Source organism: Tenacibaculum sp. M1.3A, assembly GCF_057732375.1.
Map to the genome: position 1 here is coordinate 198,675 of NZ_JBYJEF010000004.1, position 24,222 is coordinate 222,896.

At 30.3% G+C, this 24,222-nt stretch carries 21 protein-coding genes and 4 tRNA genes; 8 read left to right on the forward strand and 17 right to left on the reverse strand.

Features of this window, described 5'->3' with window-relative positions:
* Nucleotides 1-21 precede the first annotated feature (21 nt).
* From AC28QF_RS08370 to AC28QF_RS08385, 4 genes are all read left to right on the forward strand, one after another.
* Entirely contained in the window at nucleotides 22-1,422 is a 1,401-nt protein-coding gene (locus AC28QF_RS08370) for an FAD binding domain-containing protein (RefSeq protein WP_488201318.1), read from the forward strand.
* On the forward strand, nucleotides 1,422-3,677 hold the full coding sequence (locus AC28QF_RS08375) for a xanthine dehydrogenase molybdopterin binding subunit (RefSeq protein WP_488201317.1): 2,256 nt from the start codon (nucleotides 1,422-1,424) through the stop codon (nucleotides 3,675-3,677). The genes AC28QF_RS08370 and AC28QF_RS08375 overlap by 1 nt, the downstream gene beginning before the upstream one ends.
* 26 nt (nucleotides 3,678-3,703) lie before the next feature.
* On the forward strand, nucleotides 3,704-4,222 hold the full coding sequence (locus tag AC28QF_RS08380) for a hypothetical protein (RefSeq protein ID WP_488201316.1): 519 nt from the start codon (nucleotides 3,704-3,706) through the stop codon (nucleotides 4,220-4,222).
* Nucleotides 4,223-4,305: 83 nt separating this feature from the next.
* Nucleotides 4,306-5,256, forward strand: coding sequence for an XdhC family protein (locus tag AC28QF_RS08385; RefSeq protein ID WP_488201315.1), 951 nt, complete (start codon nucleotides 4,306-4,308; stop codon nucleotides 5,254-5,256).
* A gap of 28 nt (nucleotides 5,257-5,284) precedes the next feature.
* Here AC28QF_RS08385 and proC read toward each other — a convergent pair whose 3' ends face one another.
* The 7 genes from proC to AC28QF_RS08420 all read right to left on the reverse strand — a co-directional run bounded on the left by proC (nucleotide 5,285) and on the right by AC28QF_RS08420 (nucleotide 11,788).
* Nucleotides 5,285-6,091 carry a pyrroline-5-carboxylate reductase gene (proC, locus tag AC28QF_RS08390; protein WP_488201314.1) on the reverse strand — a complete coding sequence of 269 codons (807 nt, stop codon included), beginning with the start codon at nucleotides 6,089-6,091 and terminating at the stop codon, nucleotides 5,285-5,287.
* Nucleotides 6,092-6,138: 47 nt separating this feature from the next.
* On the reverse strand, nucleotides 6,139-6,330 hold the full coding sequence (locus AC28QF_RS08395) for a hypothetical protein (RefSeq protein ID WP_218771113.1): 192 nt from the start codon (nucleotides 6,328-6,330) through the stop codon (nucleotides 6,139-6,141).
* Nucleotides 6,331-6,857: 527 nt separating this feature from the next.
* Complete coding sequence (locus tag AC28QF_RS08400) at nucleotides 6,858-7,520, reverse strand: HAD family hydrolase (protein WP_488201313.1); 663 nt, start codon at nucleotides 7,518-7,520, stop codon at nucleotides 6,858-6,860.
* A gap of 55 nt (nucleotides 7,521-7,575) precedes the next feature.
* The gene (locus AC28QF_RS08405; RefSeq protein ID WP_488201312.1) at nucleotides 7,576-8,202 is read right to left on the reverse strand and encodes a hypothetical protein; all 627 of its coding nucleotides are present in this window, start codon (nucleotides 8,200-8,202) and stop codon (nucleotides 7,576-7,578) included.
* Nucleotides 8,203-8,207: 5 nt separating this feature from the next.
* Nucleotides 8,208-8,627, reverse strand: coding sequence for a DUF2141 domain-containing protein (locus AC28QF_RS08410; RefSeq protein WP_488201311.1), 420 nt, complete (start codon nucleotides 8,625-8,627; stop codon nucleotides 8,208-8,210).
* Nucleotides 8,628-8,707: 80 nt separating this feature from the next.
* The gene (locus AC28QF_RS08415) at nucleotides 8,708-9,508 is read right to left on the reverse strand and encodes an alpha/beta hydrolase (protein ID WP_488201310.1); all 801 of its coding nucleotides are present in this window, start codon (nucleotides 9,506-9,508) and stop codon (nucleotides 8,708-8,710) included.
* Nucleotides 9,509-9,631: 123 nt separating this feature from the next.
* Nucleotides 9,632-11,788, reverse strand: coding sequence for a TonB-dependent receptor (locus tag AC28QF_RS08420; RefSeq protein ID WP_488201309.1), 2,157 nt, complete (start codon nucleotides 11,786-11,788; stop codon nucleotides 9,632-9,634).
* Between the two features lie 223 nt (nucleotides 11,789-12,011).
* Between AC28QF_RS08420 and pdxH the strand changes: the two genes are divergently transcribed.
* Genes pdxH through AC28QF_RS08435 form a run of 3 tightly spaced genes read left to right on the forward strand, consistent with a single transcriptional unit; the run spans nucleotide 12,012 to nucleotide 14,082 of the window.
* Complete coding sequence (gene pdxH, locus AC28QF_RS08425; protein WP_488201308.1) at nucleotides 12,012-12,659, forward strand: pyridoxamine 5'-phosphate oxidase; 648 nt, start codon at nucleotides 12,012-12,014, stop codon at nucleotides 12,657-12,659.
* Between the two features lie 29 nt (nucleotides 12,660-12,688).
* A complete protein-coding gene (locus AC28QF_RS08430) occupies nucleotides 12,689-13,177 on the forward strand; it encodes a SixA phosphatase family protein (protein WP_488201307.1) in 489 nt (162 codons plus the stop codon).
* 11 nt (nucleotides 13,178-13,188) lie between these two features.
* On the forward strand, nucleotides 13,189-14,082 hold the full coding sequence (locus AC28QF_RS08435; RefSeq protein WP_488201306.1) for a Ppx/GppA phosphatase family protein: 894 nt from the start codon (nucleotides 13,189-13,191) through the stop codon (nucleotides 14,080-14,082).
* 67 nt (nucleotides 14,083-14,149) lie between these two features.
* Here the strand turns inward: AC28QF_RS08435 and AC28QF_RS08440 are convergent, their stop codons facing one another.
* From AC28QF_RS08440 to AC28QF_RS08480, 9 genes are all read right to left on the reverse strand, one after another.
* A complete protein-coding gene (locus AC28QF_RS08440; protein WP_488201305.1) occupies nucleotides 14,150-15,595 on the reverse strand; it encodes a DUF389 domain-containing protein in 1,446 nt (481 codons plus the stop codon).
* Nucleotides 15,596-15,707: 112 nt separating this feature from the next.
* A complete protein-coding gene (locus AC28QF_RS08445; protein WP_488201304.1) occupies nucleotides 15,708-16,823 on the reverse strand; it encodes a C1 family peptidase in 1,116 nt (371 codons plus the stop codon).
* Nucleotides 16,824-16,885: 62 nt separating this feature from the next.
* Nucleotides 16,886-19,279 (reverse strand): TonB-dependent receptor, encoded by a 2,394-nt coding sequence (locus AC28QF_RS08450; protein ID WP_488201303.1) that lies wholly within the window; start codon nucleotides 19,277-19,279, stop codon nucleotides 16,886-16,888.
* A gap of 117 nt (nucleotides 19,280-19,396) precedes the next feature.
* Nucleotides 19,397-19,479, reverse strand: a tRNA-Tyr gene (locus AC28QF_RS08455).
* A gap of 50 nt (nucleotides 19,480-19,529) precedes the next feature.
* Nucleotides 19,530-19,602: transfer RNA gene (locus AC28QF_RS08460), tRNA-Lys, on the reverse strand.
* Nucleotides 19,603-20,082: 480 nt separating this feature from the next.
* Nucleotides 20,083-20,165: transfer RNA gene (locus AC28QF_RS08465), tRNA-Tyr, on the reverse strand.
* Nucleotides 20,166-20,215: 50 nt separating this feature from the next.
* Nucleotides 20,216-20,288 (reverse strand) — tRNA-Lys (locus tag AC28QF_RS08470).
* A 131-nt stretch (nucleotides 20,289-20,419) separates the two neighbouring features.
* Nucleotides 20,420-21,184: an ABC transporter ATP-binding protein gene (locus AC28QF_RS08475; protein WP_488201302.1), complete on the reverse strand. Its 765-nt coding sequence runs from the start codon at nucleotides 21,182-21,184 to the stop codon at nucleotides 20,420-20,422.
* Nucleotides 21,184-21,924, reverse strand: coding sequence for an MlaE family ABC transporter permease (locus AC28QF_RS08480; RefSeq protein WP_488201301.1), 741 nt, complete (start codon nucleotides 21,922-21,924; stop codon nucleotides 21,184-21,186). Before AC28QF_RS08480 ends, AC28QF_RS08475 begins: the two co-directional genes overlap by 1 nt.
* A 115-nt stretch (nucleotides 21,925-22,039) precedes the next feature.
* Between AC28QF_RS08480 and pafA the strand changes: the two genes are divergently transcribed.
* Nucleotides 22,040-23,686 (forward strand): alkaline phosphatase PafA, encoded by a 1,647-nt coding sequence (gene pafA, locus AC28QF_RS08485; RefSeq protein ID WP_488201300.1) that lies wholly within the window; start codon nucleotides 22,040-22,042, stop codon nucleotides 23,684-23,686.
* A 261-nt stretch (nucleotides 23,687-23,947) separates the two neighbouring features.
* On the opposite strand, the gene AC28QF_RS08490 is transcribed toward pafA, so the two are convergent.
* Nucleotides 23,948-24,103, reverse strand: a complete 156-nt coding sequence (locus tag AC28QF_RS08490) for a YqaE/Pmp3 family membrane protein (protein WP_218771128.1) — start codon at nucleotides 24,101-24,103, stop codon at nucleotides 23,948-23,950.
* Nucleotides 24,104-24,222: the final 119 nt, after the last annotated feature.

Below are 24,222 nucleotides of genomic sequence, written 5' to 3' on the forward strand. Positions count from 1 at the left end.
TTCGTATCTTGCCCTTTGCATATGATACAATTTATACTCAACAATCAGATTATTAAAACACCTGTAAATTCAGGTATTACCCTACTCGATTTCATTAGAGATCACCAACAATTAAAAGGTACAAAAATCGGTTGTCGCGAAGGCGATTGCGGAGCTTGTACTGTTTTAATTGGTACAGTAGAACACGACAATGTAAACTACAAAAGTATTACTTCTTGTATTTCTCCTTTAGGAAACGCAAATGGTAAACACATTGTTACTATAGAAGGAATTAACTTACCTAAGAACTTAAATACTGTTCAAGAAGCGATGACTAGCAATTACGCTACTCAATGCGGATTTTGCACGCCTGGCTTTGTAGTTTCTATGACTGGTTTTGCTTTAAGCAACAATAATAACACTACTTGTAATGATGCCATTAGTGGTAATATTTGTAGATGTACAGGTTATAAATCTATCGAAAAAGCAGGCTTAGAGGTTGAAGAAAAATTAGCTAATAAAGGCGATAATCATCAAATAAAATGGTTGATTAAAGAAGGATTTATTCCTAATTATTTTGAAACAATTCCTGATCAATTAAAAAAAATAGATTCAAAAGCTTCTGAGCAAAAAAAAGGAATAAAAGTTGCTAACGGAACCGATTTATATGTTCGCTCTGCGGATAAAATGGCTGACGAAGAGGTTTATTTACTCGCAGATAAAAAAACATTATCCGGTATTTCTTTTTCTGAAGGAATTTGCACTTTAGGTGCGAATACAACGGTTACTGAAATTGCAGAAAATAAAAAACTACAAACTTTATTTCCGAAGTTAAAGCAGTTTATGAAATTAATTTCATCGGAACAAATTAGAAATATGGGAACCATTGGCGGTAATTTCGTTAATGCTTCACCAATTGGCGATATGTCTATTTTCTTTTTAGCCTTAAATGCTACTTTAACAATTATTAAAGAAGACGAATCAGAACGCCATATTTCATTTCAAGAATTTCATCAAGATTACAAAAAATACGATTTAAAAGAAAATGAAATTTTGAAGGCTATTTCCTTTAAAGTTCTTCAAAAAAATGAAGCTTTTAATTTTGAAAAAGTAAGTAAACGTACCCATTTAGATATTGCTAGTGTTAATGCTGCTGGTAGAATATCAATAGAAAAAAATACTATTGTAGATGCTCATTTTTCAGTAGGTGGCGTTGCTGCTATTCCGAAATACTTATATAAAACGAATGACTATTTAATCGGGAAGAAGATGAATGCTGATACTATAATAGCAGCACAAAAGATACTACAATCAGAAATCTCACCAATTAGCGATGTAAGAGGAACGTCAGAATACAAACGTTTATTAGCTAAACAATTATTCTTTGCTCATTTTATTGAATTATTTCCGAATCTAATCGAACTAAAAAAACTAATTGCCTAATGAAAAACATAGATAGTTATACACATGTTCGAGGAGAATCGTTATTTGTAGACGATTTAATGCTACGCCAAGATGCTTTAATAGGCCTATGTTTTGATTCGCCAAAAGCGCATGGAAAAATAAAATCGGTAGATTATTCTAAAGCAGAAGCTTTAGATGGTGTTGCAAAAATATTTACCTACAAAGATGTTTTAGGAGAAAATCAAATCGGAGGGATTATTCCTGACGAACCATTATGGGCAGAAGACGAAGTACATTTCTGGGGGCAACCAATTGCTTTTATTGTTGCTAAAACAGAAGCTATTGCTAAAAAAGCAAGAGCTTTAATTACCATTGAGATTGAAGAACTTCCTGTAATTACAACAGCAAAAGAGGCTAAAGAAAAAAATAGTTTTATTAACGCACCTCGCTCTTTTAAGCTTGGTGATTCATCTGGTTCTTTTTCTGAATGTGATTATGTTTTTGAAGGTGAAACATTCTCTAACGGACAAGAACATTTATATTTAGAAACACAAGGTTGCTATGCTGTTCCGTTAGAAAACGGAAACATAAAGCTAACGTCTTCTACCCAAGGACCAACGCAAGTACAAAAAACAGCTGCTAAGGTATTGGGAATTCCGATGCATAAAATTGAAGTAGATGTTATTCGCTTAGGTGGTGGTTTTGGTGGTAAAGAAGATCAAGCAACTCCTTGGGCAGTTATGACAGCTGTTGCTGTGCAACATTTAAATCGCCCAGTAAAATATATGCTGAACCGTCATGACGATTTACGTATGACTGGTAAGCGCCACCCATATTCGTCTTTCTATAAAATAGGATTGACAAAAGATTTAAAAATTAAAGCTTTTGAAGTTGAGTTTTTACAAAATTCTGGTGCAGCTGCCGATTTATCTCCAGCAATTGCAGAACGAACTTTATTTCATGCCACTAACAGTTATTTTATTCCGAATGTAAGCACTACTGTATTTAGTTGTAAAACTAATTTACCGCCCAATACTGCTTTTCGTGGTTTTGGCGGGCCACAAGGAATGTTTGTTATAGAAAGTGCGATTGCCGATGCAGCAGATAAAATAGGCATCAATAAAAAACAAATACAAGAAGTTAATTTGTTAGCTGAAAATGATGAGTTTTCATACGGACAAATTGCAACACAAGTAGAGGCTAAAAACACATGGTTTACTGCTAAAGATACTTTTGATTTAGAAAAATTAGAAGCTGAAAAAACTTCTTTTAATAAAGAAAATGATAGATTTAAAAAAGGAATATCGTTAATGCCAATTACTTTTGGTATTTCATTTACAAACACACAGATGAATCATGCCCGTGCATTGATTCATATTTATCAAGACGGTAGTGTGGGGATTTCTACAGGAGCTGTAGAAATGGGACAAAGTGTAAACACTAAAATGTTACAAGTTGCGCAAACTGTTTTAGGCGTTTCAGTCGCTAAATTAAAGCTAGAAACTACCAATACAACTCGTGTTGCAAACACTTCGCCAACTGCAGCAAGTTCTACTGCAGATTTAAACGGAAAAGCCGTTGAAATGGCTTGTAACGCATTAATTGAAAGATTAACGAAAGTTGCTGCTACATTAGCTTCATCCGAAGAAAAAAACATTTCTTTTCAAGAGGATTTTGTTTTTATTAATGGTAAAAAATCTACTATTTCATGGGAATATGTAATTAGTCAAGCCATGATGCAACGTGTTGCTTTAACTGAAAATGCTCATTATGCTACACCTATTATTCATTTTGATAAATCTAAAGAAAAAGGGCATCCGTTTGCGTATCATGTATACGGAACAGCAATTACTACTGCAACGGTAGATTGTTTGAGAGGAACTTATGAAATTGACGCCGTAAAAATTGTACACGATTTTGGTAAGTCTATGAATTTAGGAATTGATATCGGTCAAGTTGAAGGAGCCCTAGCGCAAGGAATTGGATGGATGACTATGGAGGAAATTGCCTACAATTCTGACGGACGTTTATTATCAAATGCATTATCTACGTATAAAGTTCCGGATATTTTTTCTACGCCGAAAATAGTAGAAACGATTCCCGTTAAAACAGTAGGAAATGATATGGCTATACAAAAATCGAAAGCCGTAGGTGAACCTCCTTTAATGTACGGAATTGGCACTTATTTTGCTATTCAGGAGGCTGTTAAAGCATTTAATCCTAATTATAATTTAAAGTTTCACTCGCCTTTTACGCCAGAAAAAGTATTAATGGGTTTGTACAAAAACCAATAACAGTTATTTAATATTTATAGATTCTTTTGCCAATAAACTCTAAAAATAAAAAATCAATCAAACTACAATACACCAAACAAAACATATTAAAAGGTGCTATTATTTATAGCACCGGAGATACGATTGCGGCACTTTTATTAAACGATTTTTCTATATATCGATTACTCGGAATGATGTTGATCGGAGCAACTATATATGCTTTTGAAATTCCTAATTATTTTATTTGGATTGATAAAAAAACAGCTGCTTTTACCAGCATAAAAAAAACGGTAGCAAAAACGGGTTTGGCTATCGCATATTTTAATCCAGTATGGGTTTTTAGGCACTTAGCTTTTATTAAATTATTGACAGGTAATTATAATCAAATAAATGCAGATTTATTAACGATTGCATTGCTCTCTTTTACGGTAAACATTCCTATATCTTTTACTGTTAATTTTATCATCCAAAATAAAATACATTTAAATTGGCGTTTTATAGCCAGTGCAATTTTCTCTGCTTTAATGGCTATTTATTACGCTTTAAGTGAAACAATTTTTAATTAACTCATCATTAAGAATAAGATGTTGTAGTATTCTTTAAAGGATAACTTCATCATACTTATTCGCTATGACGGTAATAACAATCAATGAGATTCTGGAAATACGTATTAGATAAAATCAAGAACCATCAAAAAGTATATATCTTAACAGTTATTGAAAACTTTGGGAGTTCTCCGGGACGAAAAGGTTTTAAAATGCTAGTTGCACAAGACGGATTTATCTTTGGATCTATTGGTGGTGGTGTAATGGAATTTACTTTGGTTGAAGAGGTTCAAAATCTTTTAAAAAATGAAGATTCACCAATATTTATAAAAAAACAAATTCATAAAGGTAGTATAGAAAACGGATCTGGAATGATCTGTTCTGGTGAACAAACAATTGCTTTTCATTGTTTAGATTTTAAACATACAACTGTAATTGAAAGTATTTTAAACTGTATTCAAACAGGACAAAACGGAATATTAAATTTAACGCCTAACTCATTCTGTTTTTCAAAAAAACAACAGGAAAATCAATTTAATTATCAAATTAATTCAAATACTGATTGGTATTTTAATGAACATATAGGTTTTAAAGAAACTTTATATATTGTTGGCGGAGGGCATGTTGGGGTAGCTGTTTCAGAAACTTTTGTAAAACTTGGGTTTTATGTAGTTGTTTTTGACAACAGAGAAAACCTCAACACCTTAGAAAATAATAATTTCGCACATAAAAAATTAGTTGTTGATTATAATGATATCAACAACCATATTCCTGAAAGAAAAACAAGTTATGTAGCTATTATGACCAACAAATACACCGATGATAAATTGGTTTTAAGTAAACTGATTAAAAACGATTATAAATTTATTGGTGTTTTAGGCAGCAAGGCTAAATTAAAAACAATGTGGGAGGTTTTACAAAACGAAAAACACTCGCAAAAAGAGTTAGATGCTGTTTATGCCCCTATTGGTTTATCAATAAAAAGTGAAACTCCAGAAGAAATTGCCATTAGTATCGCTGCTCAAATTATTCAGCTAAAAAACCTAAATAAATAATTTAAAAACAAAATGTATTAAACTATTTTTAATGCTCTTCTCCTAATTCTACCGCTCTACTAAATGCTGCAAAAGCCGCTTCTTTTATCAACTCATTTACATTATTATCTTCCATAGAATCTAATGCTGCACGCGTTGTACCACCTTTTGAGGCTACTTTCTCCATCCAAGAATTAGGTGAAATATTCGATTGATTAAAAAGTTCGATAGCGCCTGCAAATGTTTGAGTAACTAATACTGTAGAATCCTTTTTCGAGAAACCCATTTTTAGTGCTGCTTCCATCATACTTTGCATAAAGTAAAAAACATAGGCAGGTCCACTTCCTGAAATTCCCGTAGAGGCATCAATTAATTTCTCACTAGAAACCTGAATAGATTTACCTGTAGTAGCCAATAAACTTTCTACCGTTAGCATTTCTATTCTAGATACTTCATCAGAAACAACAAAAGATGTTAAACCCTTACCTATTTGTGCTGGTAAATTTGGCATTGCTCTAACAATCTTTTTTAAGCCTGTTAATTCTTCAATAGACTCTATAGTAACACCTGCCATTATAGATACTATTATTTGCTCGTTTTGCACAAGTGGCTTTATAGTATTAAACACATTAATTGCATGGTGTGGTTTTACAGCAATAAAAATAATATCAGCTTTAGAAACACAATCTTCTAGTTTCTCAAAAGTATCAAAATGTGCTATTTTATGAAGCTCGTTAAGTTTTTCTTCAGATTTATCTAAAATCATAATATTCTTTTTCTTAAGAAGTTTAGATTTAGACATTCCTTCTGCATAGGTTAACCCCATATTTCCTGCACCAATTACAAGTACTTTCATGTGTTTTTATATTTTTGAATAAGTTAAACTGTTGATTTAAAAATGTACTATACGAATAACATACAGTCTTCACAATCTTTTACTTCTCCATAATATGTTTCTCTGTACTTATGTACGGTTTTAAGAGGCAACCCAAGTAAATATTTTTTAATGTATGTTACTTTTGTTGTTAGCTCACCCATAGGAATACTGTATCTTTTTTCTTGAATAGTTTTTCTTTTGATGTATATCAGTTTCATATAATTATTTTTAATTAATATTATTTTTATAAAGGAATCATGCTGTTATAGCTAAATAATAGCCATAAACATATAGAAAAGTAACAAAGTGCTTTTACACCTATTCTTACTTAACTTAATAAGTTGAATAGGTAATATTGCAATATTTTTAAAGTATGTAGCGATAGCCTAATTAAAGGCCGACTGTTCTTAACAGAAAAAAATTATTACAAGACTTGGCTTGTAAATTAAGAAGCAGGAGGTATGAATTTATCTGATTGATTTCTAAAAACCAGATAATTAAAAGTTAATACTCGTGAATTTTGTTGTTCAGTATTTTTCTGTACCATGCTGCAAATTTACAAAAACAAACAACCACCAACAAATACTCTTTGTTAAGATTATTGTAAAGCTAAATGTTTAAAAACAAAACACTTACCTGTAAATTATTACACTAATAATTATAAGCTGCTATTATTGTAAATAACATAATTATATACCTTAAAATTATTAAACCAATTATTTTATGTAGTAATAATTGATAAAAACTAAACGATGTTTTTTACTAAATTATATTTAATTTCGGTGTAATTAGATATTATTTTCTGTGCTAATGTGTAATCTTGCGCTTTAGAATGCTCACTTTTATACGCTACACAATAAATTCCGCCATCATAAGCAGCTTTTATTCCGTTTGTAGAATCTTCTATAACCAAACATTCTTCTTTCTTAAAACCTGCAATTTCAGCTGCTTTTAAAAAAATTTCTGGATGCGGTTTTGAAGCCTTTAAATCTGCTCCACTAATCTTCCCTTTAAAGTATTTGTTTAAATCAAATTTATTAAAAACATTATCAATAGTTACCATAGAGGCAGATGATGCTAAAACGAGTGTTATTCCGTTTGCATAATAATCTTTAATTAAATCTAAAACACCTTCTAATAATTGCAAATCATTTTTATCAGAAAAAAAGAGCTCTTTAAAAAAAGCTCTTTTGTAAGCAACTAATTCTGTAGCTGCTATCGATAAGTTAAACTTACTAACTAAATCTTTACAAATATCTATGGTTGATTGCCCGGTATACGCATTGTATAATTCTTGAGAAACTTCGATACCCTCTTTAGCAAACATTAAAAAATATGCTTGTTTATGTAATGGTTCAGTGTCTACAATTACACCATCCATATCGAATAAAACTGCTTTTAAAGCCATTGTGTTTAGTTTGTGTTGTTTTACAAAAATAAGCAATTGGCTCTTTAACCTCTTATTATTTTTTCTCACATTGTTTTAATACTTCTTCTGCCCTATCAAACATAAATTTAGGATAAAATTTTTCTGTTATTTTTTCTTTCTTACCTAGTTCAATAGCTCTTTTAATATCTTTACAAAAAGGCGCTGTAGATTGTCCGAAAAAATTAGCAGCTCCGATATCTGCTTGCGCTTTACTAAATATAACTCTTGGGTTGTTAGGCGCTAGTTTAAATGCTTTTGAATATAACGCTCCGTTTTTCATAGACATTGACATTCCGAATTTCTGCCCGTCAAAAGCCATATAAGCCGTATTTAATAATGCTTGTGTTATTAAAATTTCTGGATTATTAGGTGAAACAGCTGTTGCTGCATCTAAAAACTCTTGTGCCTTGTTAAGTTTTGCTTTTAAAACAGTTTCGTCTTTTACGCCAAAACTTCCAACAATTTCAATCGTTGCGGCGTAGAATGGAGGTAACCATTTTTCTTTTTCTGCTTTAGAAATACGTTCAAATAACTGACTAGCTTCTGTTGTTTTATTTGATTGCCAAAGCTCTAAACTTTTGGTCATTCCTTTTTCATATTTACTTTGCGCTGCTAAATTTATAGCCAATAGTAATACTAATAATGTGATTATTTTTTTCATCTTTTTTAGTTTACATTAATTGATAATTTTATATTTTTTGATACTTCAAACTTTGCATTTTTATATTTTGGAGGCCCCATAAAACCTGTTGCATCATTAGAAATACCTATTGGTTCTTTTGGAATTCCGAAAAAATTAGTGTCCATTTTTTTATTATCATTCTCATCATGAAAGGCAGAAATAGCATAAGTTCCTATTGTTATATCCTTGAATACTATGGTTGCTTTTTTATCAATAACTTTTGCAATTGTTCCTTTTAAAGGTTTCTTTAAAAAAGAATCTTCAGAATTGTATAAAGCGATATATAAATCTCCTTTGTCTGATTTCATTCCCTTAAATTCTATAGTTACGGTTTGTGTTTCTTGAGCAGTAGAGCTTAAAACTCCACTTAAAATAAAAATTGCTGCTAAAATTATTTTTTTCATTGTTTTGGTTTTTTATTGATGATTCAAATATCTTGACTTTCTTTCTTTTTTTATCAAGAATAGCGCCGAATTGTTGTTTTTTATTGCTCAACCGTTAAAAGTTTATCAATTTCTTTAAATATCTTTTTTGTTTCTTGGCTAAAAGCTTCTAAATGCCCTTTATCAGAAGTAAAAAAAGTTTTAGGTTCTTGTGCATTTTTAAAAACAACCTGTGAATGACTTATCGGAATCGTTTTATCTACCTTACCATGTATTATTAATTTAGGCATGCTTTTAATTGTTTTGATCTCTTCTTTAGATGGATATACTTTTCCTAAAACACTTTCTATATATATATGTGCTGGTTTTGGCGCATACAGTTTAGCTACATCTGCAAAGGATGAAAAACCTCCATCTAAAACTAAAGCATCAACCTCTTCTTGATTATTTTTAGCAAAATTTGCAGCAATTTGGCAACCTAAAGACGCTCCTAATACAATTAATTTTGTACCTTTTATTTCTTTATTTTCTTTCATTTTATTAAAGACAATAATTACATCTTCTTGTACATTTTTATGTGTTGCCTTTCCAGTTGACTTACCATAACCTCTAAAGTCAACCGCATACACTTGGTATCCATTAGCTATCATAGGTTTAATCATGTACATATAAGTTGATATATTTCCTCCGGCTCCATGAAAAAATAAAATTGTTGCCTTCGGAGTTGTTTTTGGCTGAAAAAAAGCGGTGTGAATTGTATCTTTTTCTACTGAAATAAAATCTTCTGAAAAAGGTATTTTAACTTCTTTCCATTCTTTTTTAGGATAATAAAATTTGTCTTCGAATTGCGCATTTACAAACTGAAAAACAAATAGTAATAAAATTGTTATGTTAATTTTCATCGCTTTCATTATTTATATATTATACTTCAAATATCTTTTATTTTAACAAGGCTCGCCAAAACATTTTACTCAGTTGTAGGTTTTGGCAACTGATCTGTATTGTTTTTACTTAGCTTCTTTTTATTACAAATTATTTAATTGATTATCTTTCTTATTATCACTAATTGTCCAAAAGAAACCAACAAAGAAAAACCGATCTGCATTGGGTACAATTGCTTGTCTATCAAAAACACCGTTCATATTTGGTGTGTTTTTATAATTATAACCAAATACATTCTGATGCCCTAAAACGTTGTTTACAGAAAAATACAATATTTTTTGTTGACTAATTAAATACGCCCAATTTACACTTACCGAATTATAATTTTTAGTTTTGTTATTCAGAAACCCTATTTTATTAGGATTCGTGTAATTTCTACCAGAAGCAAAATTGTAACTAAAGCCTACTTGACTTTTTAAATCTTTAATAAAATATTTTCCCACCACTGATAAATTATGTGCCGATGCAAAATTTGGTGTAGCCTTTGTTGGGTAATTTTTATAATCTCTTTCAGTATCTAAAAACGAATATGAAATCCAATAATCAGTATTTTTTATACTCTTATTATCTCTCCAAAAAACATCAATTCCTTTTGCATAACCTGTTCCTAAATTCGAATAATTAGTCGTTGGTAAAAAAGAATCCGTATCATATTTCACTAAATCTTGATATTTTTTATAATAGCCTTCTACTCTAAAAATCTGTTTGTTTTTTACATATTGATAATTCGCTATAAAATGTGACGTGTTTTCTGCTTTAAAATCAGTGTTAAATTTTAAATAATCATTTTTAGGGTTCTGATAAAAGCGCCCATAGGCAAAAGAAAACTGTGCATTTTTTCCTGATTTATAAGCAATAGATGCTCTTGGCGAAATGGTAAACTCATTTAACAACTCAGAATAATCACCACGAATACCTATTTTTGATGCCAACTTTTTAGAAAAAAATATATCAGCCTCTGCATAAGTTCCTAAAATATTATTATCAAATCCGTATTTATAAGTTTCGTTAGTTACGTTCTTATAATTTTCTTTAAAATCGGTGACAAAATACTCCGCTCCGAAATTTAACTTAAATCGATTCGAAAAACGTTTTTTCATCGCTACTTTAAAATGTGCTGAATTTTCTTCATCAGTAATTTCATCATCAACAACATTAATAATAGCCTGATCATTTGTAAAACTTACACCTGTGGCAATTTTCCATCCATCACCAAAACTATTCTTATAAGAGCTATTAAAATATAAGTTTCTGTTTGTTAATCCGAAGCGCACACCTTTTTCATCATTTATATCCTCTTGCGTTAAATCGAAATCAGTATAACTAAACGCTCCGTATACTTTTAATAGCGATTCGTTTTTAAACTTAAAACGATATACTACCTCACCGCTTAACGATTGCACTGGTTTATGCCACATATTTCTGTCAGGAAAAGCCGATTGATATGGTGCCAAGTTAATATACGATGCATTTACACTTAATGAATTTTTACCAAAAACTTGTGTATTACCAACTCCTAAACCAACTGTCATAAAAGATAAATCTGTTTTTTCTTCAACAACTTCATCCGTTGTATTTAATAGCAACACACTCGATAATGCTTGTCCGTATTCCGCAGAATAACCTCCGGTAGAAAAAGTGATTCCTTTAAATAAAAATGGAGAAAATCGCCCACGAGAAGGAATATTATTTGCTGATGGCGAATACGGCTTAAATACTCTAATTCCGTCTACAAAAATTTGGGTTTCTTCGGCATCACCACCTCTAACAAAAAGGCGCCCATCTTCATCAACAGTTGATGTTCCTGGTAAGGTTTGTAAAGCGCCAACAAAATCACCCAATGCACTTGCTGTTGTTACGACATCTAGTGGTTTTAGAGCAGTTACTTTTGCGTTATCTCCTGCTTCAAAAGTTCCAGCGTTTATAGTTACGGCATCTAAAGTATTTACATCTTCACGTAATTTAATTTTTAACTTATTAAATTCTTTTACATCTGCTAATTTCGAAAATGTTTCGAAAGAGATAAAAGAAACTATTAATGTTCTTATTCCTTCTTCTGATGTTGAAAAAGAAAAATTCCCTTTAAAATCTGTTGCTACACCATCATATGTTCCGTCTAAATACACATTTGCTCCTTCAATATAATTTCCTTTTTTATCTGTGACTGTTCCAGAAATTGTTGTTTGTGCTATTATAGACGCCTGAATAAATACACATAAAATAAATACTAAGTTTTTCATTGTTTTGTTGTTTGATAGCTCAAAATTGCTTCATTTTTAAAATTTAACATAAAAAGACATACTCAACTGTATAAATTTAATGACCAATTGTTCATTTATCAAAAATTAAATACTATTCACATAAAAACCGTTTCTTTTATTTACAAGAATTCTTAAAATTTAAGACTATAATAAGCTGTAAAACTCATTAAAACTGTATTTTTACATAGTATAAAAAATCATAATGTCACACGATTTAAGCAACCATAGAAAATCTTACGAAAAGCAAGAACTTTTAAAAGAAAATTGCCCACAAAACCCTATTGAATTATTTAGAAATTGGTTTTTAATTGCTGATGAATCTGAAACGGTAGATGAAGCCAATGCAATGACTATTGCATCGATAGGTTTAGATGATTTTCCTAAAAGCAGAATTGTATTATTAAAAAAGTACACTTGGGAAGGTTTTATTTTTTACACCAATTATAATTCTGAAAAAGGAAGAGCAATTTTGAATAACAACAACGTATGTCTTTCTTTTTTTTGGGCTGGTTTAGAGCAGCAGATAATTATAAAAGGAAAAGCTGAAAAGTTATCAAAAAACTTATCTGATGGTTATTTCGAATCAAGACCTGATGGAAGTAAGTTAGGTGCTTGGGCTTCTAATCAAAGTGATGTTGTTACTTCTCGCAAAGAACTTGATGAACAACTAAAAAAAACAACAGAAAAATTTAACGGTAAAGAAATTGTAAGGCCCCCACATTGGGGCGGTTTTATGGTTAAACCAATATCTATTGAGTTTTGGCAAGGGCGCCCTAACAGAATGCATGATCGTATAAGATATACCTTGCAAAAAGATTTCTCTTGGAAACTTGAACGTTTAGCTCCTTAGTTTTATATTTACACAGCTATAAAAATTAAATGAAAACACTTTATATTGTTCGCCACGCAAAATCTTCTTGGGAATACGAAAGCGTAGAAGATATTGATAGACCCTTAAAAGAACGTGGTATTAAAGATGCGCATCTTTTATCGAAATACCTATCTGAAGAAATAAAAAGACCCGATGTATTTGTATCTAGTAGTGCAAATAGGGCCTTACATACTGCTGTTATTTTTTGCGAAAATTTTAAATACCCGCTTGCAAACCTTAAAATAAAACGTCAGTTATATAGTTTTAGCGATGGGTATTTAGTAAAAACTGTAAAAGCGTTAGATGATAGTTTTGACAGTGCAATTATCTTTAGCCATGACCATGGTATTAATAGTTTTGTAAATAAATTTGGTGATAAACCAATTGCTCACGTATCTACTTGCGGTGTAATTGGTATTCAGTTTGAAGAAAAACATTGGAAAAACATAAAAAAAGGAAGTACAAGTTTAGTTGAATTTCCTAAAAATCATAGATAAATCTATATAGTTTGAAAATTAAAAAATACGGTGCAATAGATATAGGTTCGAATGCTGTAAGACTTTTAATAGCAAATGTTATTGAAGAAAAAAATAAAGAGCCTCAATTTAAAAAATCATCATTAGTACGAGTTCCTATTCGTTTAGGAACAGATTCTTTTGTTACTGGTGTTATTTCTGAAGAAAACACCAACAGAATGATTGATGCCATGGAGGCTTTTAAATTACTTATGAAAGTTCATGGAGTTGAGAGATATAAAGCCTGTGCTACCTCTGCCATGAGAGAAGCCAAGAACGGAACCGAAGTAATAAATACTATTTTTAAGAAAACAAATGTAGAAATTGATGTTATTGATGGTAAAAAAGAAGCGGCTATTATATTTGCAACTGATTTAAGTCAGTTAATAGAATCAGACTTAACGTATCTTTATGTTGATGTTGGTGGTGGTAGTACAGAATTCACCTTATTTTCTAAAGGGCGAATTATTAAATCGAAATCTTTTAAAATAGGTACCGTGCGATTAATCAACAATAAAAAAACAGAAAACAAAGCTATTTTTAAAGAAGTACAAGAATGGATTGAAGGGAACACTAAAATATATAAACGTATTTCTTTAATAGGTTCTGGCGGAAACATTAATAAAATATTTAAAATGTCGGGTAGAGATATTGGCAAACCAATTTCTTACATATACCTAAATGCTCAATATCAGTTTTTAAAGAAGATGACCTATAAAGAACGTATTTCTGAATTAGGTTTAAACCCTGATAGAGCAGATGTTATTGTTCCTGCAACAAAAATTTATCTTTCTGCAATGAAATGGAGTGGAGCTAGAAAAATATTTGTTCCTAAAATAGGACTTTCTGATGGAATTATAAAAAGTTTATATCTTAATAAATTATAAAATACTTCTTTTAATTTAAACAAAAAAACCGAGCAAATGCTCGGTTTTTTTGTTTAAATAGGTTTTTTTACTTCACTAAAGTAATCTTTAATTTAAGTTCTTTTTGCAACCATGTTTTAAGTTCATTTTCGTTCTTTTTTACAATCGAATCTGACAATTTAGGATTCCACCTTACTGATAGCTCAGGTATTGTATCAACCTTTATAAAATCTTTAGAAGATAATTTTTTAGAAAAACTGATTTCTTTAATATCATTAAATCTAATTTTAGCCTCTTTTGCCACTTTACTAAATGGCACACTATTTTTATCTCTATCTAAGGCGTTTTGTTCAATATTAGTATTTAACGTTGAAATTGTACTTTTTAAATCTTCAATTTCACGATGTAATCCTTTTATTATATTGTCTTTTAAATCTAAATCTGTAATTGCTCTATCATAAGCATCTACTACCCTATCTACACTACGTGCTTTGTTTTCATTTATTATAAGCTCATAAGTGTCTAACTTTGCATAGGTTTTTAATTCATTTCTTAAAAAGGTTTCTGTAGCATCAGTTACATCTCCGTTAAAGAACAAGTTTACTTTTTTAGTATCTCTATGAATTTTTTCTCTTTGCAACCACAAATCTTTATTAGACTCTATTTTCTCTTTTAAAAACTTCTTATAACTTGCGTTTACAACGCTTTCTTTATAAACACTGATAAACGTAAAAACTGCAGGCACCATAACCAAAAAGGCTACAACAGATGCCAAACGTGCAATTCGTTTTCTTTTTACAGAATTTACGTAACGAATCATTGTAAACCCTAATAATTTTAAAACTAAAAATGTTGCTAATGCTATAAATATGGTGTTAATAATAAATAAATACATGGCACCAAAAAAGTAATCGAAATTACCAATTGCTAAACCATAACCTGCCGTACATAAAGGTGGCATTAATGCTGTTGCAATTGCAACACCAAAAATAACAGAAGCTATTGTTCCTTTTTTTGTACGTGCTATAATTAAAGCCAAACCTCCAAAAAAGGCGATTAACACATCTCTAATATCTGGTTTTACTCTACCTAACAACTCAGACGTATCTTCTTTTAAAGGAAACAGAAAGAAAAAGAAAAATGCTGTTAATAAACTCAATACAATCATCGTTGCTAAGTTGATCATTGATTTTTTTAAGGTGTCAATATCGTTTATAGCAATAGACATTCCTATTCCTAAAATTGGTCCCATTAAAGGCGATATTAACATGGCACCAATTACAACTGCTGTTGAGTTTGCATTTAAACCTATAGAAGCCACAAATATTGAACATATTAAAATCCATGCAGTTGCTCCTTTAAACGGAATATCAACTTTTATAGCTTCAATTGTTGCCTCTTGATCGGTATCTTCACGAAAATCTAATAACTCAACAATAAACTTTTTAGAGCTCTCCCACAAACCTTTTGCATCTTCTTGAATAGCTTGTTTAGATTGTTCTACACTTTCATCTTGATTTAGTTTTTCTTCCATTTATGTTGTTTTATAACTTGCGAAAGATACAAAATTCCTTATTTATTTTTTAAAAATAAATAAAGCCCAAAGATGTTTCTTTGAGCTTTTATTCGTTCTAATATATTTTTATTTAGTTGATATTTAATTTCTTTTTTAAATCGTTTAAAACACCATCTTTATGAACTAAAACAGAAATAGTTTTTAATTTAAAATAAGGCATAGACATGTATACATATCCGTTGTTTCCTTGCTTAGTTCCCCAAGAATTTTTCACTTTAAAATACTTATTTCCTTTCTGATCTTTAACCAAACCTACAATGTGCATTAAGTGATCATCAGTAGTATTAAAATTTTCAAATTCTGATTGACGAAAACTTGGCGTTATCTTTTTTTCTTTAATAATTTCTTTTAACCCTTTTTCATTATCTAAACTACTTGCAGGTATAAATGCAACTCCGTTTTTTGATGAAAATGTTTTTTCAGAAACATCACAATCTAATTCAATCGTAAAGCCTTTTTCTAAAGCATTTTCTGTTACAACAACCAATTCATCTAAAGAAACATTATAGAATGATCCGTTTGAAAAATTATCAGGAATGTTTAAAACAAAATCATCATACATTTTAGCATGCTTAAAAGAAGTAATTGTTACGTAGTTTAACGGATTTATCTTTACATACTCTGCAAAACTTTTTGGCGTATACTCTTTACCTTCAAACTGGAACTTTTCTTTATTCTCGCCTAAATAAACATCTAAAACACTTTCTATTGCTTTTTTCCATTTCGGACTTAATTCTTTAGCCGGATTTTTAATATACGCATCTAACATCGATTTTAAAACAGCTACAACCTCAGCGTGATTATGAGTTTGTTGTCCCATATCTAATCCCGAAAAAACTTGCTCAGGAACCAACCCGTATCTCGCTACAGAATTAATAACATCATGACCTAAACCACCTTCACTAAACTGTGCTTTTCCTTGGCGATATAAATAATTACTAGCTTTATCTGAATATGTATTACGAACTGTATACATTTCTGATAAATCGATGTTTTTACCTGTTAACCGTATAATTTCAGATTCTAAAAATGATGTTGTAGAAAAACTCCAGCAAGTACCCGTATTCCCTTGGCTTTTCACTTGCGTGTTTTCGATATCTTTTATGGTTGCAAACTCATATTTTTGAGCTGTAATAGCACCCATACTTAAAACGCTAAAAGCGGCTCCTATAAATAAATTTTTCATGTTTGAATTTTATTAATAGAGCAATTTACTATTTTTATAATAACATTAAAAATTTCAACCTGCTAAAAATCTACAATTACACCTAATCTAGGCAAAGCTCTTCCTGATGTATTTTCAATTTCTTCTAACAAATACCTCGAATTATCACTAGGATCTGAAACTCTACCGTTTTCGTCTTCTATTGGTAATAAAAATGGTTGCTGATTTGAGCTACTTGCATAAATATTCTGAATATCAACATATAAATTAATCGCTGCTTTTTTTAAAAACCATGTTTTATCTACCCGAACATCTAATTGTGTATAACTATCAAAACGTTGGCCATTTAACTTTGTGTAATCTAAAATACCCCTATTTACAACATCATAATTTTCTTTTAATGATGAAGCATCTCTATCGTAAGGTGTATAAGGTCTACCACCAACTAATCTAAACTTAGCACCTATTTCCCAGTTTCTTTTTAATTTTTTACCCGCTGTTATGGTTATCAGGTGTTTATTATCCCAAGTAGACGGAATATAATTACCTAGTGTGTTTTTAAATTCACTCCTTACAAAGGTGTAAGATGCTATTCCGTACAAACCATTATATGATTTTTTTTGCGCAAGCACTTCAAATCCGTACGCTCTTCCTTTAGAATTAGAAACAACTTCTTCATTACCTACCACACCAAAATCTGCCCCTAAATTTGCCAAACTTATTTGATTTCTTACTGAAAAAGGATACTTATTATACGCTTTATAAAAACCTTCTAAAGTAATTTTAGAACTCGTGTTTGGCCTATATGCTAATCCGCTTACAAAGTGATCTGATTGTATGTATTTCAAACCTTTTTTATTCGAAAAGTCACCAGCATTATTTTTAAAACCTAAAACAGTATAAGATGGTAATTGATAATAACGACCTATTGATGAATTTAAAGACAACTTATCATTAAGGCTATAACTTAAAGAAAGTCTTGGTGAAAATTGATTTAAAAGGTTTTTCATTTCACTATTATAATCAACTCCATCTAATCTAAATCCAAAAGAAACTCCTAGTTTATTATTTAAATATTCTTTAGAAACCTGGCCAAACACTCCATACTTTATAAAATCAATTTCTGAATTAAATATATCTTCAAAAACACCATTTGAATTAGCTACTTTTCTATAAGTATTGTTAATGTAAGTCGCTTTTTCTAAATTGGTACCTATATTAACTTTATAATTATTTTTAGTACTAAAATTATTCTCGTATCTAAATTTAGTTTCTATTTCTTTAGAATCATAATCTAATAATAAGTTCTCTGGTGTTTCCTCATTCATAAAATACTTCACAGCCTTATTTTTAAGCTCATTTCTGCTTAAAACAAATAAATGATTAACATCATCTGCAAAATATTTATAACTCGCTCCTACTGTATAATTCCACTGACTATTTACAGGCACCGTATTTAAAAATACTTTATTACTTTTTATTGTTTCTTCATCTGTTTCACCATCATTAACTGATGTATTTAATTCAAAATCATCAATGGCTCCTAACGCAACTATAGACAACTCACTGTTTTTAGACAATTGCGAATTAACATTTAATTGAAAATCATTATAAGTAGGTAAAAAAGGCAATTTAATTAACTTAAATAATAACTGAAGATAAGATTGACGCACAGAAAGCATAAAGGTAGTTTTATCTCCTATAGGGCCATCTAAAGTTATACCAGCATCCGAAGTTCCTAAAGTTGCTCTTGTATTAAGAGCTGTAGGGTTTCCTTTCTTTTGTGTAAATTCTATTACAGAACTTAATGTATTACCTCTATTTGCAGGAAAAGCACTTGAATAAAAATCAACCTTACGAATTAAATCAGCATTTATGATTCCTACAGGTCCGCCAGTAGCTCCTTGTGTTTGAAAATGATTTATTACCGGGACTTCTATTCCATCTAAATAAAACTTATTTTCTAATGTCGCTCCTCCTCTTATTATAATATCATTTCTAAAACCTGGGTTTGAGGCTACTCCTGGAAATGACTGAATCACTTTTAAAACATCTCTATTTCCTCCCGGATTTTTTTCTATCTCTGCAACTCCTAAGGATTGCAATGATAATGGGCTTTCTAATGATTTTTTAAATAAGCTAGCCTTTACTTCTACCTCCTTTAAATTAGTACTACTTTCTTTTAACTTGATCACAATAAAAGGAGCATTATCGTTTGTTACCAAATACTCGTCTGATATTAATGTTTCATAACCAATAAAAGAAACCTGCAATTTATTGTAACCTAAAGGAACGTTGGATATTTTAAAATTACCTTCCTCATCAGATGCCATTCCAATAGATGTTCCATAAATTAATACGTTTACAAAGGGAATAACTTCTCTTGTTTTTTCATCGATTACTTTACCTGTAATTACTCCTTGACCTAGGGATACAAATGCCTGCAATAATAAAATAAATAGTATTAGCTTTTTCATAATTGGAATCGTTAAGATTTAACAAAAATACAACATTGTTTAATTAAAAATAAAAAAAGATAAACAAAGTGCTTTTTAAAGTTAAAAAACCTCAATCTAAAAAGATTGAGGTTTTTGTGGGGAGAGCAGGATTCGAACCTGCGAAGTCGTAAGACAACGGAGTTACAGTCCGTCCCAGTTGGCCGCTTTGGTATCTCCCCAAAGCTTTAGAAAAAAATAAAAGCTTTTCTTAAATAAGAAAAGCTTTTTGTGACCGGGCTGGGGCTCGAACCCAGGACCCTCTCCTTAAAAGGGAGATGCTCTACCAACTGAGCTACCAGGTCATTTATTTTTCTCCTTAGCGGATGCAAATATACACTCCTTTTTTACTTCTACAAACTTTTTTATTAAAAATAAACTACTTAAATAAAACTAAAAATTAAACAAGACTGATTATCTGAATGTTAGTTGTAAATAATATTTTATAAAAAACAATCTTCAAGTTTACATATAGTTTAATTACGACTTTGGAACTTATTACTACATCATCTATACACGGCAAAAAACAAAAAAGCATTACTAAAATTTTAGTAATGCTTTTTTGTTTTTTGTATTATTGATTAATCCCCCAATTGATCAATAATAAACCCCTGTGTATTATATTCCAATATACATAGAAACAATACGCTGCTAAACAACTAATGTATAAATGGTATTCGATTATGTATAAGTAGCTTTTTTTTTAATACCATCAAGCAAACAATCTTAAATAAACAAAATACGTGTAATAAAAAAACCTCAATCTAAATAGATTGAGGTTTTTGTGGGGAGAGCAGGATTCGAACCTGCGAAGTCGTAAGACAACGGAGTTACAGTCCGTCCCAGTTGGCCGCTTTGGTATCTCCCCAAAGCTTTAGAAAAAAATAAAAGCTTTTCTTAAATAAGAAAAGCTTTTTGTGACCGGGCTGGGGCTCGAACCCAGGACCCTCTCCTTAAAAGGGAGATGCTCTACCAACTGAGCTACCAGGTCATTTATTTTTCTCCTTAGCGGGTGCAAATATACACTCTTTTTTTACTTCTACAAAACCTTTTTATCAAAAAAAAAACCAATTTATCAATATTAATTTTAGTTCTTTGTTCTACAATAATTTAACACTCAAATTATTTTTCAGATAAATATGCTTGACGTACTTTTTTGAACAGATTAGAGGAATATACAAAATCTACCACTGCTTTATTATCCGTTTTAAAAATTTCCTTATGTGAGCCTTCCCATGCTTTTATTCCGTCTTTAAGAAAAACAATCTTATCTCCTATTTCCATAACAGAATTCATATCATGCGTATTAATAACAGTTGTTATTCTATACTCATCTGTAATTTCTTTAATTAAATTATCGATTACAATTGATGTTTGCGGATCTAAACCTGAATTTGGTTCGTCACAAAACAAATATTTAGGCTTCATTACAATAGCACGTGCTATTGCAACACGTTTTTGCATTCCTCCTGATAATTCTGCAGGGAACTTTTTATTTGAATTCTCTAAGTTTACTCGCTTTAAAACAAAGTTAACTCTATCTAACATTTCGCTTTCTGGTTGTTTTGTAAACATTTTTAAAGGAAACATTACATTTTCCTCTACAGTTTGTGAATCGAACAATGCGCTTCCTTGAAAAACCATTCCTAGCTCCTTTCTAAAATCTCTTTTATCTTCTATAGACATTTCATTATTAACACGACCATCATAAACGATACTACCTTTTTCAGGAATGTGTAGCCCAATTAATGATTTTAAAAAAACTGTTTTACCTGAACCACTCTGTCCTATAATTAAACTTGTTTCTCCTGGAGAAAATGAAGTTGAAATTCCTTTTAAAATTTCAACACCACTAAACCCTTTATGTAGGTTATTTACTTCAATCATTAGGTTAGCAACATTTGAGTTAATAAATAATTAGCGATAACAATAAGAACGGTTGTCCAAACAACAGATTGCGTACTTGCTTTACCTACTTCTAAGGAACCACCTTTTACATAATATCCGTGATAAGAGGGTACCGTAGCTATTAGAAAGGCAAAAATTAATGTTTTTATAATTGCATAGGTTAGTAAAAACGGATTAAAATCCATCTGTACACCTGCTACATAATCTACTCCAGAAAATAATCCTGATAGCACCCCCGCTAACCATCCTCCGAAAATCCCTAAGAACATCCCCAGAACTATTAAAAAAGGGTAAAAGAATACCGTAGCTATTATTTTAGGTAATACTAAATAATTTAAAGAATTAATCCCCATTACTTCCAAGGCATCAATTTGTTCAGTAACACGCATTGCTCCGATACTTGAAGTAATATATGAACCTACTTTCCCTGCTAAAATAATAGAACAAAACGTAGGAGCAAATTCTAATATTATAGATCTTTTGGCTGCAAAACCTATTAGAGACCTTGGTATAAAAGGACTTTCTAAATTTAATGCTGTCTGTAATGCTATTACTCCACCAATAAAAAAAGATATAAAAGAAATAATACCCAAAGATTTAATACCTAATTCATCTATCTCTCTAAACAAAGCTTCTCTAAAAACACGTGCTCGCTGTGGTTTTGTAAATACTTGTTTTAGCATTCCAAAATACTTACCTATATGCTCAATGTAGTTCATTAAACTAATCTATTTTTCTTTTTGCTAAAGTATTAAAAAACCATTAACTCTTTGCTTTAATATCTATTTTAGTGTTCATTTACTTACCTTTGATTTTATAATTTCTAAAATCAGAATGAAAAAATTAGTTACTTTAGCTGCTATCGCTACAATTTGTTTATGCAGTTTTATTCCAATTAAAAAAAAAGACCCTAAAAAACCAAAACTAGTTGTTGGTATTGTTATCGATCAAATGCGCTATGATTACCTTACTCGTTTTGCTAGTAAATATGGTAAAGACGGTTTTAATCGTTTATTAAATGGTGGGTTTTCACTCGAAAATGCACATTATAACTATATACCTACATTCACAGCAGTTGGTCATACCTCTATTTATACTGGTACAACACCTGTAAATCATGCTATTATTAGCAACAATTGGTATGATAAATATTTAAAAGAAACTATTTACTGTGTTGATGACAGCAATTACAAAACTGTTGGAAATGATGGTAATGGTGGAGAAAAATCACCTCACAGAATGCTTACCACTACCATTACAGATCAATTAAGATTGGCACAAAACATGAACGGTAAAACTATTGGTATTGCAATTAAAGATCGTTCTGCTATTTTACCAGCTGGTCATACAGCTAATGCTGCTTATTGGTTTGATGGAGGGGCTAAAGGACAATGGATTTCTTCTTCTTATTACATGAACGAACTCCCTGGATGGGTTCGGAATTTTAATAAAAATGGAAAAGCTGATGAATATTTAAGCAAACCTTGGGTAACTTTATATGATATTAAAACTTATACAGAAAGTATTGCTGATGATAATAGTTTTGAGATGTCTTTTAAAGGTGAAAAGAAACCAGTTTTTCCTCACGACATCCCTAAGTTAAAAAGTAAAAATAATAGTTACAGTATTATAAAAGCAATACCTGCTGGAAATACTTTTACTGCCGATTTTGCCAAAGCAGCAATAATTAACGAAAACTTAGGAAAAGGGAAATATACAGATTTTTTAGCTGTCAGTTTTTCTTCTACCGATTATGTTGGTCATCAATTTGGGGTCGCATCTAAAGAAGTAGAAGATACTTATTTACGTTTAGACAAAGATTTAGCTGATTTCTTTTCTTTTTTAGACAAAGAAGTTGGAGAAGAAAATTACACTCTGTTTTTAACAGCAGATCATGCAGCTGTTCAGGTTCCTAAGTATTTAAAATCAGTTAAGATTCCTGCTAATTATTTTAGCTACAAAAAGTTTAAAGAGTATGTAAATAATATTACTTTGAAATATTTTAAGTCTGATCAATTAATCGAAAATATTTCTAACTTTCAAATTTTCTTAAATAAAGAAAAAATTGAAGAACTAAATTTAGATACAAATACTATCGCTCAAAAAATTGCAGATGAAGCTATTAATTTTAAAGGAATATACAAAACTGTCACTGCAAGAACATTACAAACGACAACATTTACAAACGGAATTTTAAATTCATTACAAAATGGCTATAATCAAAAATTTTCTGGGGACATTTTACTAGTTCCCAATCCATCTACACTAAGTACTTATTATAAAGATGGTGGAACCTCACATGGTTCAGGGTATTCTTATGACACTCACATACCCATTATTTTTTATGGTAACGGAATAAAAAAGGGTGCATCAAAAAAGAAATATGAAATTATAGATATCGCTCCTACAATCTCAAATTTATTGCAAATAGAGTTTCCGAACGGTTCTACAGGTAAAATTATAGAAGAAGTTTTAAACTAAAAAAAGCGCTCAATAAGCGCTTTTTTTAATTTAAATAGGATGTAGAACTATGACACAGAAGGGGTAGATATATGTATTTATTTAACTATTTTTTTTATTCTTAACCTTACAGTATATCTTACTCATTTTTTTATTATCTGATTTAATTATATAATTATAAAAAATGACAGTAAGTAGTATAATAAAAATGTAAATCATATTGTTATAAATTTGTTTTCTAATTAGTTAGAAACATAATTTCACAAAAAGTCACATTTTTATTTATTTTGGATTATTTAATATTATAAGTGCTGCAATAACACCTGGTACCCAACCACATAAAGTTAGTAGAAATACTATTATAATTGAACCACAGCCTTTTCCTATTACTGCTAATGGCGGAAAAAAAACAGCCAATAAAACTCTTAATAAACTCATTTTAATTTTTAGTTAGTTTAATATATAATAAAGACTACTGTTCTTAAAAATTGTTACAAATATTATAACACAAAATATTTGTAATTATCCATTGTCTGTAATTATTCAACAGTTTATAT